The sequence below is a fragment of the Ancylothrix sp. D3o genome (assembly GCF_025370775.1).
Taxonomy (GTDB): Bacteria; Cyanobacteriota; Cyanobacteriia; order Cyanobacteriales; family Oscillatoriaceae; genus Ancylothrix.
Genome location: NZ_JAMXEX010000002.1, coordinates 633333 through 646732, shown reverse-complemented (window position 1 = coordinate 646732; position 13400 = coordinate 633333). Strand labels below are relative to the sequence as shown.

Annotated in this window: 15 protein-coding genes; 6 read left to right on the top strand and 9 right to left on the bottom strand. The window is 44.4% G+C overall.

What is annotated here, in order from left to right; genetic code table 11:
- Positions 1 to 26 precede the first annotated feature (26 nt).
- Complete coding sequence (malQ, locus tag NG798_RS07055) at positions 27 to 1568, top strand: 4-alpha-glucanotransferase (protein ID WP_261221398.1); 1542 nt, start codon at positions 27 to 29, stop codon at positions 1566 to 1568.
- A 40-nt stretch (positions 1569 to 1608) separates the two neighbouring features.
- On the opposite strand, the gene NG798_RS07050 is transcribed toward malQ, so the two are convergent.
- Entirely contained in the window at positions 1609 to 2403 is a 795-nt protein-coding gene (locus NG798_RS07050) for a RodZ domain-containing protein (RefSeq protein ID WP_261221395.1), read from the bottom strand.
- Entirely contained in the window at positions 2400 to 3191 is a 792-nt protein-coding gene (locus NG798_RS07045) for a pseudouridine synthase (protein WP_261221394.1), read from the bottom strand. Before NG798_RS07045 ends, NG798_RS07050 begins: the two co-directional genes overlap by 4 nt.
- Before the next feature lie 611 nt (positions 3192 to 3802).
- Between NG798_RS07045 and NG798_RS07040 the strand changes: the two genes are divergently transcribed.
- Positions 3803 to 4561 carry a DUF2993 domain-containing protein gene (locus NG798_RS07040; protein ID WP_261221393.1) on the top strand — a complete coding sequence of 253 codons (759 nt, stop codon included), beginning with the start codon at positions 3803 to 3805 and terminating at the stop codon, positions 4559 to 4561.
- A gap of 56 nt (positions 4562 to 4617) precedes the next feature.
- On the opposite strand, the gene NG798_RS07035 is transcribed toward NG798_RS07040, so the two are convergent.
- A complete protein-coding gene (locus NG798_RS07035; RefSeq protein WP_261221391.1) occupies positions 4618 to 5487 on the bottom strand; it encodes a phosphatidate cytidylyltransferase in 870 nt (289 codons plus the stop codon).
- 116 nt (positions 5488 to 5603) lie between these two features.
- Between NG798_RS07035 and NG798_RS07030 the strand changes: the two genes are divergently transcribed.
- A complete protein-coding gene (locus NG798_RS07030) occupies positions 5604 to 5750 on the top strand; it encodes a hypothetical protein (protein WP_261221390.1) in 147 nt (48 codons plus the stop codon).
- An 88-nt stretch (positions 5751 to 5838) separates the two neighbouring features.
- On the opposite strand, the gene cbiT is transcribed toward NG798_RS07030, so the two are convergent.
- Positions 5839 to 6432: a precorrin-6Y C5,15-methyltransferase subunit CbiT gene (cbiT, locus tag NG798_RS07025; protein WP_261221388.1), complete on the bottom strand. Its 594-nt coding sequence runs from the start codon at positions 6430 to 6432 to the stop codon at positions 5839 to 5841.
- Between the two features lie 51 nt (positions 6433 to 6483).
- Positions 6484 to 7944, bottom strand: coding sequence for an aminotransferase class I/II-fold pyridoxal phosphate-dependent enzyme (locus tag NG798_RS07020; protein WP_261221386.1), 1461 nt, complete (start codon positions 7942 to 7944; stop codon positions 6484 to 6486).
- 184 nt (positions 7945 to 8128) lie between these two features.
- Here NG798_RS07020 and NG798_RS07015 point away from each other — a divergent pair, with 184 nt between their 5' ends.
- Entirely contained in the window at positions 8129 to 8347 is a 219-nt protein-coding gene (locus NG798_RS07015) for a hypothetical protein (protein ID WP_261221384.1), read from the top strand.
- A gap of 169 nt (positions 8348 to 8516) precedes the next feature.
- Here NG798_RS07015 and NG798_RS07010 read toward each other — a convergent pair whose 3' ends face one another.
- Entirely contained in the window at positions 8517 to 8894 is a 378-nt protein-coding gene (locus NG798_RS07010; RefSeq protein WP_261221383.1) for a hypothetical protein, read from the bottom strand.
- 244 nt (positions 8895 to 9138) lie between these two features.
- Between NG798_RS07010 and ychF the strand changes: the two genes are divergently transcribed.
- Together ychF and NG798_RS07000 are read left to right on the top strand one after the other, a co-directional pair.
- A complete protein-coding gene (gene ychF / locus NG798_RS07005) occupies positions 9139 to 10236 on the top strand; it encodes a redox-regulated ATPase YchF (RefSeq protein WP_261221381.1) in 1098 nt (365 codons plus the stop codon).
- A 143-nt stretch (positions 10237 to 10379) separates the two neighbouring features.
- Complete coding sequence (locus NG798_RS07000; protein ID WP_261221379.1) at positions 10380 to 10583, top strand: hypothetical protein; 204 nt, start codon at positions 10380 to 10382, stop codon at positions 10581 to 10583.
- A gap of 185 nt (positions 10584 to 10768) precedes the next feature.
- On the opposite strand, the gene NG798_RS06995 is transcribed toward NG798_RS07000, so the two are convergent.
- Genes NG798_RS06995 through NG798_RS06985 form a run of 3 tightly spaced genes read right to left on the bottom strand, consistent with a single transcriptional unit; the run spans position 10769 to position 13319 of the window.
- On the bottom strand, positions 10769 to 11911 hold the full coding sequence (locus NG798_RS06995) for a DNA cytosine methyltransferase (protein ID WP_261221377.1): 1143 nt from the start codon (positions 11909 to 11911) through the stop codon (positions 10769 to 10771).
- A gap of 22 nt (positions 11912 to 11933) precedes the next feature.
- Complete coding sequence (locus NG798_RS06990) at positions 11934 to 12707, bottom strand: hypothetical protein (protein ID WP_261221375.1); 774 nt, start codon at positions 12705 to 12707, stop codon at positions 11934 to 11936.
- Between the two features lie 27 nt (positions 12708 to 12734).
- The gene (locus NG798_RS06985) at positions 12735 to 13319 is read right to left on the bottom strand and encodes a Uma2 family endonuclease (protein WP_261221373.1); all 585 of its coding nucleotides are present in this window, start codon (positions 13317 to 13319) and stop codon (positions 12735 to 12737) included.
- Positions 13320 to 13400 lie beyond the last annotated feature (81 nt).

The window sequence follows — 13400 nt, the reverse complement described above, 5'->3', positions numbered from 1 at the left end:
CCTAATCACTAATTACCTGGTCGCCTATGCCTTTTCCCAGAACCAGCGGAATTTTATTACACCCTACATCATTGCCAAGTCGGTTTGGTGTCGGGGATCTTGGAAGACCGGCCTATGAGTTTATTGATTTTTTGGTCGAAAGTAATCAAAAACTCTGGCAGGTTTTACCTTTGGGCCCCACCGGCTACGGCAATTCGCCCTATATGTGCTATTCGGCAATGGCCGGCAACCCGATTTTAATTAATCTGGATTTATTGGTCGAAGATGGTTTACTTTCCTATGAAGATATTGGCCAGGTTCCAGACTTCCCTAGCGAAAAAGTAGATTTTGAGCAGGTTTTAAGCTTTAAACTGCCCCTGCTGCAAAAAGCTTGTCAGAATTTTGTCCAACATTCTACAGAAAATTTGCCAGAAGAACCCAATGAGAATTTTCAGCCGAATTGGGCTCAAAAATTGCAGCAAGAGTTCCAGACATTTTGTGCCGGCGCAATTTACTGGTTAAATGATTATGCTCTGTTTATGTCTCTCAAAGCTGCTCACGCGGGAGATAGTTGGCATACTTGGGATCTCGGTATTCGTCACCGTGAACCGGCAGCCGTTGAAGCCTGGAAACTTCAGTTAAAAGACGAAATCCAATATCACAACTTTGTCCAATTTATCTTTTTCCGTCAGTGGTCAGCCCTGAAAAAATACGCCAATCAAAAAGGCATCGAAATTATTGGCGATATTCCCATCTATGTTGCTGCCGATAGCGCCGATGTCTGGGCCCATCCTGAAATTTTTTGCTTGGATGAAGAAACCAGCCTCCCGTCTTTAATGGCCGGTGTTCCCCCCGATTATTTCAGCAGCACCGGCCAACTTTGGGGCAATCCTGTTTATGACTGGGACAAGTTAGAACAAACAGATTTTGACTGGTGGATAAAACGCTTTGAAGTGTTGCTGGATTATGTCGATATTATCCGCATTGACCATTTCCGGGGATTTGAGGCATATTGGGCCGTTAAGCAAGGCGAAACCACAGCCCTGAATGGTGAATGGTTAAAAGCTAGTGGTGATGAGTTTTTTGAAGTTTTGAACGAAAAACTAGGAAAACTGCCGGTTATGGCTGAAGATTTAGGGATCATCACTCCCGAAGTGGAAGCCTTGCGCGATAAATTTGAACTGCCAGGGATGAAAATCTTACATTTTGCCTTTGGTGGTAATACCGATAATCCCTATTTGCCGTTTAACATTTCCCGCAATAGTGTTATTTACACCGGCACCCACGATAACGATACAACAGTTGGCTGGTTTAACAACCTTGGGGAACATGAAAAACAAAACCTCCTCGATTATCTAGGCTGTACATCGTCAGATGGCATCCACTGGGATCTCATTCGTCTAGCCCAAAGTTCTGTTGCCAATCAAGCCATTTTTCCCTTACAAGATATTTTAGGTTTAGGAACAGAGGCCCGAATGAACTATCCGGGGAAAGCTGAGGGCAATTGGGAATGGCGTTATCAGGCCGGTGCTTTAACCCACTCTGTATCATCCCTTCTCAAAAAACTCACCCACATCTACGGACGCTAAAAAAATAGGCTGGCAAAAGCCAGCCTCCAACTCAAGATTTTTAATTGGCTTTAACTCGCAATTCTTCAACTTTTCCTGGTGCTCCCATTTGTTTTGCTTGTCCGTTGTTGACGGCTACTAAAACACCCCCCGCATTCCCCGCACGGACGATTAACTGTTCTTTGGCTTCCCAAGTGCGCTGGGTTCCTTCTGCCAAGATTCCTTCAAAAGCCATTTTGCCATCGGCTTCTACTTCAATCCAAGAATCGGCTTTTAAGGTTAAACCAATGCGTACCGGCCCTTTATCCTCACCAACATTTTTTGAGGAAGTTTGACTGGCGGCTATTGCCGTGAGTTCGGTGGTGGGTGTGGAGTTTGTCCCCACAACATCTTGAGTGGGAAGTTGTTGTTTTTGCAGGGTTGTGGCTTGAAAGGCTGAACGGTTCACCATATAAGACAGCCCTTGTACCGAACTCAGGATCAACAAGATATAAAGAGCATACAGATGAATTGGCCGCAATTGCACTCCGGGCAATGGAACCCACGATCCATAACTCAGCAAGCGCATATTGGTTTCGGTGGGAAAATCACTGGCAAATGTTGCCCCATTCAAGCCTAGGGCATTGGCAAACTTGCGGATATAGCTTTGGGTGTAAACCGGTTCAGGTAATTCTTGCAAGTTGGCTTCTTCAATGGCTTGGAGTATTTTTACCCCGATCATTGTTCGGGCGGCGACTTCCTCAATAGGAAGTTCCTGCTCTTGGCGCACTCGTCGCAACTCGGCTCCTAGGCAATCGAGTTTTTCTTGGCGCTCTTGTTCCAAATTGCGTATAACTATATTTTTATTTTTCTTCATAGGGTTTGCTCCTCAATGTCTGTAGGAACACTTACTGATGTTACTTCGAGTTGGCTTTGTAAAAACCGCAACTCGAATTTTTTTAGAGGGCGGCATTTCCCCACCGGCAAGATCGGTTCTCCTGGCGGTTTGAGCAAAATCGGGCCAATGGCTGTGCGGTGTAAATTTATCACAGGATATCCTAGCTGTTCGGCAACTTTTCTTATTTGTCTGTTTCTTCCTTCTTTAAGAATTACTTGCAAAAGTGTTGAGTCCGGATATTGTTTAAGCCGGCAGACGCTGGCTTCTCTTGTTTTTTTGCCCTCCAGTATGATGCCTTCTCGCCACGCTTGCAGCACTTTTTCGGGGGGTTGCCCTTTTACCAAAACTTCATAGGTTTTGGGGATGCCGTGACGGGGATGGGTTAACCCAAAGGTTAATTCGCCGTCGTTACTCAGCAATAAGGCTCCTGTGCTGTCGCTATCTAAGCGTCCTATGGGATGCAAACCCTGACCTCTAGCTAAAGATTCTGGCATTAATTCCAATACTGTCGGACGCCCTTGGGGATCGCTACAGGTGGAAACAACGCCTTTGGGCTTGTGTAGCAATAAATACACTAACTGGGGCCGGTGTGCCGGTGTTAACAACACTCCATCTACTTCTATTTGATCTCGCTCAGGATTGGCTCTTTGGCCAAGTTCTCCGGGTTGGCCATTCAGCCGTACCCGTCCGTCAAGGATCATTTTTTCGGCTTGACGACGTGAGGCTAAGCCCCACTGGGAGAGGATTTTTTGCAGTCTTTCTTCCACTTTCCGACGGCTGAATATTTCTGGATATCTCGGTACAAGATTGCTCTGGGTTTTTAAGACAGAGTATGTACAAATATTACAAGAGGGATGGTTCCAAGGATGCCTGTTCTTTTTATGGCGGTGGATAACAGCACCGGCCAGGTTGGCGAGGCTGAGTTTTTTGGGCCAAATATGCGCCCAGCCTGCCTCAATCTTGGTTTGGCTGTTCGGCTTTGATTGTTGGGTGCCGGGGCTAAATACAATAATGTCCTTGACTTGAGGTTATTGCGGTTGAGGGTCAAAGCTAAGCAGTTGTGAGGGGTTTTTCTCAATAAACTAATCAGGCTTGCTGTGGTTCTGCTAGACATAATAATATCACATATCTGCTGTCTTGTTTTCTCTGCTGACTTTGTTTTCGGGCATCAGTTAAATTTACCTTACAATTTAATCTCCTTGACTTTCTACCACCGCTTGGCTTTTCTTTTAGGGTTATCGATTTTATGTTTAAATTCTAAAAGTCTCTGTCAATGGGCTTTGTTTTTGCCTAGCTTGAATCTAAGAGTGTTCTTTTTCGTCTTTTGCTAAAACAGACTGTCATCACAACCTTGTCATTTTTTTAAGGAAATTCGACTATGCCTTCTGGTTTTAATTCTACTTCTTCCGACTCCCCATCGGGTTTAAACTCAAACAACAATTCAGCCCAAAAATCTACCCAACTGATCGCTAAAGTTTTATCGCCCGCCGTGCAGTTGTGGTTACGCTCTCAACTTGATAACGTGGAAGAACTGCTTGTTAAAATTGAAGGCGGAAACCGGCAACTGTTGAGCGGTTATATTCCTTCTGTTTCTGTCAGCGCTCGTCAAGCTGTCTATCAAGGTTTACATCTTGGGGAAATTTCCCTTACCGGCAGCAATATCCGCATTAATATCGGTCAAGTTCTCAAAGGTAAACCCTTACAAATTCTGGAAACTATCCCGGTTTCTGGGGAGCTAATTTTACTTGAAACTCATCTCAATGCGTCTTTGAATACTCCTCTATTAGCTAATGCTATTTGTGAGTTTTTGGGGCCAATTTTTCAATTAAATAACTCTGGGGCCGGTTGGTCTTTAAAAAACTCTGACATTAAAATAGAATCCAATTTTCTTATTTTAAAGGGTGAATTAGTTTCTTCCACCGGCCAATTGATTGCTTTTGTTTTGCAAACAAGTTTGGAAGTTTTGGAGGGTCGGTATTTAAAATTTGTGGATACTCAGTTAAAAACCTCTGCCCCCATTCAAAGCAATTTAGAAGGCTTTACGCTTGATTTAGGGCCAGAAGTTAATATTCAGGAAGTTTCTTTTCTACCAGATAAACTCATTTGTCGGGGACAAGTTAATGTGATTCCCGCTTAATATTTTGAGTTTAAATTGGTTGTTAGCAGTCGGTAAAACTTCCAGGGGGGGAGGTTTTATTTTTGGAGCAAGGGTAAAGCTAAGGTGACGAAATAATAAATCAAAGGCGCTGTAAAAACATAACTATCAGCGCGGTCTAAAATGCCACCATGACCGGGTATTAATTGCCCGGAGTCTTTGACACCGGCATCGCGTTTCATCATCGACTCTGTTAAATCTCCTAGTAAGCTGGCAATGCCAATTAATAATCCTAAAGCAATGCCCGTCCAAGGCCATGATGGCCAGTCTAAATACCAGGAGCCGATAGTGGCTACCACTACGCTACCGGCCAGACCAAATAAAGCTCCTTCTACGGTCTTTTTGGGGCTGATTTCTGATAGTCTGGTGCGGCCAAAAAACTTACCAAAAATATAGGCTCCAATATCGGCTGCCCAAATACAAAGAAAACCCAAAATTGTGAGAGTCAGTCCTTCTGGCATGGTTTGGATAATTAAGCCTTCATGGGGCCAATATCCTCCCAAGGGTAAATTACTGAATTGATGACTATCTAAACTTCGCAATCTTACCCAATAACTCGGCAAATAGCCGCCATAAAATAATCCTAAAATGGAAGAAGAAATATCGGCTATGGTGGATAATTTTGGCTGAAATAACAAATAAAAACAAATAAATGTCCCCGCCACCGGCAAAACGGCATCTGCCAAACTTGATGAACAAGTGGCAATGATTAACAAAGCTTGGGAAACCGCTAAAGTTGTTTTACCGGCCGGTGCGATGCCGGTGGCTCGTACCAACTGGAAGTATTCAAGCTGTCCGAGATAAACAATTACCCCAAAAGCTAGGGTAAAATACCACCCTCCCAGGAGAGTGATCCCCAGAGCAAGAGCGATCCCAACAATTCCACTGAGGATGCGAGGCCAAGGCATAGGACGTTTTTATGTTTTTGTTTGCGATGTAATTAACTATTTAAACTTAAAAATTTAACCTTGAAAAACCGTAATTTATTTAACTTTTTTAGGGGGTTATTTGAGATTTTCGATGGTTGGCGAGGGCACCGGGCCGGTGGGCACGGGTGGCGAAGCGCGCCATCAATAGGGATGCTGAGGCTTTTCGTGGAAACCAAGCAAGGGTTAACGGAAGCTTAACTCATCCAATTTCCCATATTTTGGGGATGATTGAGTGCCGGTGAGGAGTTTTTTTAGTGAGGATTTTTTTGCCATTAACCGGCCTCTCGTCGGTATGGTGGAAATACAAGGCCATTGGCCCAAGCCTGAAATTCAATCTAGTTTTTCACCACTCAAAATAAAAATGGGATCAACCGCAGCAAAGACTTGATGGCTACCGCGAGTTTCAACGCGGTTAACTCCACACTGGACAACCTCGATGTTTCGCAGTTGCAACTCGGAAAAATTAGCGGAAATGGTATAGAGGCTTTCGAGGTTTCCTGCGGTGGCGACTATTCGACCATTAGGGTGCAAATATCGCCAGACTTCTTGCAAAATGGCTTTCATTGGGCGTCCGCCTTCTATACAAACTCGCTGGGGTGTTGCTGGTAAGTCTTTGAGGCATTCTGGGGCACTGCCGGTGATGATTTCTACGTTTTTAACGCCAAAGCGGTCACAGTTGCGCTGAATCAAACTGGCGACTTCTTCATCTCGCTCGACGGCTATAATGCGCCCTTTTGGACACAATAAACCGGCCTCTACTGGGATGGTGCCGGTGCCGGCGCCAATATCCCACACCACGCTGTCGGGTTTGAGACGGAGGTGAGAGAGGATGAGTAGACGCACTTCCCTTTTACTTAGGGGAATTCCAGGCAATCTTTCAAATAAATCATCGGGAATGCCAGGAGTAATATAAGGCCACAGCATATATTGATTTTAGATTTTAGATTTTAGAGTCTGATTGACAAAAAACGTTTTTTATGCTTTGATAACCAGAATTTTTTCTAGGTCGGGGTGAGAACATCCTGTTATTGTGCCACCATTCGCTAGGACTTGCTGTAAGTAGTCGAGGGCTTGTTTGGTAATGGGTTCTCCGGGCACCAACACCGGCACCCCAGGCGGATAGGGGCAAATTAATTCAGCACTGATGCGGTTGATTGCTTCAGACATCGGCACGGTTTCGGTTTCGGCAAAAAAGGCTTGGCGGGGGGAGAGGGCGGGCACTCCTGCGGGGAGGCTAGGGTAAATTGCAGGCGTGCCGACTGCGCCACTGGGGGGAATGTTTTGGAAGGCGTGGATCAGTTGGTTGATATCAGCCGAGGTGTTGCCAATGGAAAGAATAAAGGTAAGTTGCCGGAGGGTGGGCAATTCGGCGGTTACTTTGTATTGTTCTCGCAAGATTTCGTCCGCAAGAAAGCCGGTTAACCCTAATTCGGCAACATTGATGCTGAGACGGGTGGGATCAAGGCTGTGAAAACCGGGTTTGGGGTGTGCCGGTTCTTGTAATACTCTCAGGTGGGGAATTTCAGCTAGTTTGCTGCGGGCGGTTTTGGCGAGTTCTAGGGTTTGGCTAAGTAATTTTTGGCCGTGTAATGCCATCTGCTGACGTGCGGCATCGAGGGAGGCGAGGAGGATGTAGTTGGGACTGGTGGACTGGACAAGTTGTAAGGCGTTGTTGAGGCGATGGGTGTTGATGCGGTTGCCTTGAATATGCAACATTGAGGCTTGCGTAAGGGCTGATAAAACTTTATGGGTCGATTGTACGGTTAAATCGGCACCGGCACTCATTGCAGATATTGGCAAGTCTGGATGAAAGCTAAAATGGGCTCCATGTGCTTCATCGACGAGGATGGGGATGCCGTGTTGGTGGGTGATTTCTACAAGGGTTTTTATATCGCCGCAAACTCCGTGATAAGTTGGATAAACGACCATCACGGCTTTGGTGTCGGGATGTTGGTTTAAAGCTTGTTGGAGGGCTTGGGGAGTGATGCTGTTGGCAAGATCCCAGGTGGGGTCATATTCGGGGTTGATGAAGATAGGAATGGCCCCGGATAAGATTAATCCTGAGATAACAGAACGGTGAATATTTCGGGGTAATATTATTTTTTCGTTGGGGTTGCAAACTGCTAATATACTGGCAATAATTCCGGCGGTGGAACCGTTGGCTAAAAACCAAGTTTGGCTGGCTCCAAAGGCTTCGGCGGCGAGTTTTTGGGCTTCTTGAATTACGGTTTGGGGGGCAAATAAGTTATCGAGTTCGGGGAGTTCGGGTAAGTCGGCGCTAAAGAGTTTTTTTCCTAAGAGTTCTGCTAGGGGTTGCGGGGTTGCTTGTCCGCGTTTGTGTCCGGGTGCGTAAAAGGGGGTGTCGGGTTGGCTGGCGGCTTTTTTGAGGGCTTCTAATAAGGGTGTTTGTGTTTGAGGGTTGTGGGGAGATGACATTTTTTTTAGGTAGGTTAAAGGGGCAATGTCTGAGAATAGGATACTATTTTTGGAGGAGATGGTTTTTTAGTTTTTGGCTAAGGTTTGTGGAGGGAAAAATAAGGTGATTTTAGGTCTTTTGGGGGATGTGTTTTGTGAGGGTGGGTTTTAGGGTGAGGGGGTAGGTAATTTTGGGGAAGTGTTTATGTTTTCTGGGTGTTTGAATGGGGTTGTAGAAGCGATTGGGCCTTTGCCAGAGTCTATGCCGGGGCCGGTGCCGGAAACTGTGCCAGGACCGATACCACAGCCTATTCCGGGGCCGGTGCCAGAGCCTATTCCGGGGCCGGTGCCGGAAACTGTGCCGTCGCCTATTCCGCAAACTGTGCCGGCGCCTATTCCGCAGACCGTACCGGGGCCGGTTTAGTTTGTTGTGCGTGAAAAGTTGCCGGTTTGGATGAGGGGAATTTTAAGAGCTACGCTAGGAAGATTGAATAAGGATTTGGGAATGTTGTTAGATGATAAAACCCCAGTTCTGGCAAAAACTGGGGTTTGAAGGGGTTTAGGTTTTAGTCAATTTGGCTGGAAATTTGGAATTACCACAGGGCTTGAATGGGGGTAGCTGTGAAGTTTACAGCGTTGAGAGTACAGAGGTTATAGTCGTAGAGGTCGCTGATTTTGCCGTCATCCCATTGAGCGCGAATGTCATATATGCAGCCTTCGGCGCTGGTGCGAGGGCTAAAGCGGACTTCTACGCTTTCACGAGGAGGCAAAACGTCTACGCCAAGAATATCGGGCCCCCAGGTGTCTCTGTCGGCGGGGCTAACGTAGAGTTCGGTTAAGACGCGGCCTGTGGCGTTGTTAACGCTGAAGTCTCGGATATCTTGGGCTTGGGCGTGGGGGGCGTTTAAAGCCAGCATTGGGGCTGCGAGGGTAGCACCAAGGAGGATGTTACGCAGAGATTGTTGAAACATTTATGTATTTTCCGTTTTATTCAAGAGTATTGGAAGTTGGGTAGATGCGGTGAAGGGATGCACTTTTGTGAAATCTGGTATGAGGTTAGTTGAGTTTGCTTGCTTTGTCATCTATCTAAAGGAATAGATTAAGGCGTAATTGGGGAATGGGGGCTGGGGGTTGGTGGGTGGTGATGAAGCAGGGGAAATGAACTTTGGCTCTTTTTTGCTATGCTGCAAAAGGTTAAAAAGGGTTTACATTGTTATGCTGAGAGCCGGGATTGTCGGACTGCCTAATGTGGGCAAATCTACGTTATTTAATGCTTTGGTGGCTAATGCTAAGGCGCAAGCTGCTAATTTTCCGTTTTGTACGATTGAACCGAATGTTGGTGTCGTGGCGGTTCCCGATGAGCGGTTGAATGTGTTGGCGAAGTTGTCGTCTTCAAAGCAAATTGTGCCGACGCGAATTGAGTTTGTTGATATTGCCGGTTTGGTGAAAGGCGCTTCTCAGGGGGAAGGGTTGGGAAATCAGTTTTTGTCGCATATTCGAGAAGTTGATGCGATTGTAAATATGGTGCGCTGTTTTGAAAATGACGATATTATTCACGTTGCCGGTTCGGTTGATCCGCTGCGGGATATTGAGATCATTAATTTGGAGTTGGCGCTTTCTGATTTGGCTCAGGTTGAGCGTCGAATTGAGCGGACTCGCAAGCAGGCAAGAACAAGTAAAGAGGGGCAAATTGAGTTGAGTGCTTTGGAAAAGTTAGTGGTGGCTTTAAATGAGGGTAAGCCGGCACGTCAGGTGAGTTTAAATGAGGAAGAGGCGGAGAGTGTAAGGGTTTTGAATTTGAATTTGTTAACCGGCAAGCCGATTATTTATGCGACAAATGTGTCGGAGGAAGATTTGGCGACGGGGAATGAATATGTGGAAAAAGTCCGAGAACTTGCTGCTACAGAAAATGCAAAAGTTGTGGTTGTTTCGGCACAAGTTGAGTCTGAGTTGGTGGATTTGTCGGAAGAAGAAAGAGTTGATTTTCTGCAATCTTTGGGGGTGGAAGAAGGCGGTTTAAAATCGTTAATTCGCGCTACTTATGAGTTGTTGGGATTACGGACTTTTTTAACTACGGGCCCGCAAGAGTCGCGCGCTTGGACTATTACGGCGGGAATGTCTGCACCTCAAGCTGCTGGGGTAATTCACTCGGATTTTGAGCGGTGTTTTATTCGGGCGGAAACGGTTGCTTATGGGGATCTTGTGGGTGCCGGTTCTATGAATGCGGCGAAGGAAAAAGGGTTAGTTCGCAGTGAGGGTAAAGAGTATGTTGTGCAGGAGGGAGATGTGATTTTATTCCGCACAAGTGCGTAGAGTTTTAGTGTTGAGGAAGCCGGCTTTTTTAGGAAACCGGCTTTCTGATAAGGGCAGGTTTGTTATAATGGCAGGAAAATTAAGGTTGGTTATTGCTTTTTTGGCTTGCCGGCTGGCTGCTGTTTGAATTGGAGGAGAGAATTATGGAGAGAACGGTTAATTGCGCGGTGGAGTGCGTGAATGGCTGTGTTTTGGGGGAAAAGTGCCCTAATAAAGAGTATGCACAGTCAGCTTCGCAGTTTATTAATGATACGTCTTTGGATAAGATTCTGGAAATGGCTGAGGCGGCGCGAATTAAAAAACTTACCGCACCTCCACAATGGATTATTCCTGATTTTGACGAGTAAGTTTTTGATGGGGTGCAATTCAATACAGGCGAGTTTTGCACCTCGTCGTTTTAAGGTTTATTGATGATTTATTCAATAAATAGACGGTTTTAAGAGAGAAGGCTGTATATTTTATTTGGATAAAGGGTTATAAATAAATTTTGTCAAGTCATGTATCCGATTATGTGGCGGTCAATTTAACTTTTTCAAAACAAAGATAGTTGCACAGATTCCGAAATCGGTGTCTGAGAGGGTGGAGGAGAGAAAGGTAAATCTTGATCTAAACACTTCAGCGCTTTTTTAATATTTTTTGCTAAATGTTGAGCAAAACGCACCGGCACTGCATTACCTATTTGTAGGTGGATATCTCGTTTATTTCCTCCCAAAAATATCCACTCATCAGGAAAGGTTTGTAAACGTGCATATTCTCGATGGGTAAACGCTCTTATTCGTGAGGCTGAAATGCGCCAAAGGGTGACGCTTGCTTGAGGATTTCTAACAAATTTTTCTTGAGTTCTATCTTTAGGATAACGCTTGGCGATAATATTTCCTTGCGCCCATCCCCAGACGGTTGCTGTGTCGATAGCTGGAAAAGGTGCATCAAAGGAGCGCACTGGGTGACCGTCTGATGCAGTTCTTGAAAGGCGCACCGGCAAGACTTCTTCGTAAGAGTTAAAGATTTCTTGTGTTTCTATATGAACCGCGCTTTTAAACCCCCAAGTTGGATTATGATTTGGCAGATTTATGGTAGGATTTTGCGCTAAGTCATATAGAAAATCTCGAATGGTTGTGATGGCTGTCTCTGGGGGTAAAAGGTAGTTGGAAGGAGCAGCTTTTTTGAAGGCAATAAAAACAAAACGTCTCCGCGTTTGCGGAACGCCATAGTAACAGACTTTAAAAATACCATAAAATACTTGATAACCAATTTTGGTTAGCTCAGAGGCAATTTGTTCTGTATAAGGAATTTTGGTGTGGGGTACTAACATTGTCCGCAAATTGAGGACGTTTTCGATTAGGATAACTCTTGGCCGGCAGATTTCAGCTATTCTAATAACTTCTTTATAAAGCAAATTTCTTTTATCCTGTGAGTGGCGATTTCCACCCAAGGAAAAACCTTGACAGGGAACTCCTGCGATCAAAACATCTGGGGATTTTATCAGCTTGGGGTGATAGGTGCAAACATCTCCTAAAATTACGTTCCAATCTGGCCGGTTTTTGTTGATCGTTTTGACGCACCAAGGATTTATATCAATGGCTTCTAAGAGCTTAAATCCCTCGTTTTCAAATCCTAAGTCAAGGCCACCGGCCCCTGAAAATAAACTAAGTATGGTATATTTTTTATCGCTCATTCTTGGATTACTCTAGTGAAACTCAATTTTTCAGCTTAACTTGCGGCCCACCGGCATTTTTTAGGCGGTAGGCTATAAAAAGATGAACTTTTCCCGCTGAGGGATTCTCTTCAAAAGTTGGGGTAATGTCGTTAGTAATCATATTAAAAGAATAACCAATCACTAACTGGCTTGCTTCTATGCGCGAGAGATTACCAACTGCTTCAAGTCGTGGATCGCTTGGGTAATTTGCTGGCAAAATCAAAGTGATTTGTCGATCAACCCCACTAATTAAACCATAAGGCGTAGGAGCAATATACATTTTGCGGTCACGAACTTTAATATCTCCATAACTTCCTAGCCCTTTAAAACTTTTATTTTTGTGGATATACTCCCGGTCTGAATTTAAAAAATCACCATGAGCAATGACTAAATCTATCACTGGATATTCATCCTCATTTGGCGCTGAGGGATAACGTCCAAACACATAATAAATCGTTCTACCATTGTGATGTCCGCTAGGAACCTGACTATTACAATCATAATCTGTTTCTCTACCTGGCCATCCCAATCCCTTAACCTCAAATCCTTCTGGGGTTTGAACTAAAGTAAAATCAGGATAAGTATTGCGGCCTTTTTGATCGTAAGCGATGTGAGATTCTTTCAGCCGCGCCTCAAACCAGTTTTGAAAATGAAACTCTTTATCTTGCCGGCTAATGCGTTGAATTAACGAGCCTTCCATAATCGCCTTATGGCAAGCCAAAAAGATATCTACACACTGGCTACTTATTAAATTTGATTCTGTTTCTTGCACCATTATATTTCGCCTTTTAAAAGCTTATTCTTATTCCTCAACGTCAAAATTAACCTTTTCATAAATATCTTTTAAACTCATTTCTACACCGGCAGAACTAAATCTTACTATCGCATCTTCGCCCTCATAAGCTAGAAATAACCATTGTCCTGATCCATTTTTGATATACTGCTCAACATAAAATTCATATTGATTGACTAACACATATTCGCTAAATTCTGGAATCGAACGATAAAAGCGAAATTTATCACCTTTATCATAGTCTTGAGTGCTTTTAGAAAGTACCTCGACAATTAAAGAAGGATTCAGTATTTCATCATTTCTTCCGTCATTAAAAATCGGTTCTCCAGAAATTACCATCACATCAGGATAAGTACCACGCCGATAGCGCGGTATCCAGAGACGTAAATCACTTGAGAAAACCTCATAAGGCTGTCCGTCAAGCAAATTGCCTAATTTTCTTGCTAAATTTCGTGTAATCCGATTGTGGTTGATAGAGCCGCCAGTCATGGGTATAATTTCTCCGTCGTGGTATTCATTTCTAAAATCGGCAGTTTCTTCTATTTGCCGGTATTCTTCAAGCGTAAAGGTTTTTTTTGGAGTTTCAGTAAGCATTTTAACCTCTTGTCAATTGATTTTTTAGAATTTGTCTATTTAATCTTACCATTTAAGTTTTAATAGGGGCAACCACAGTTA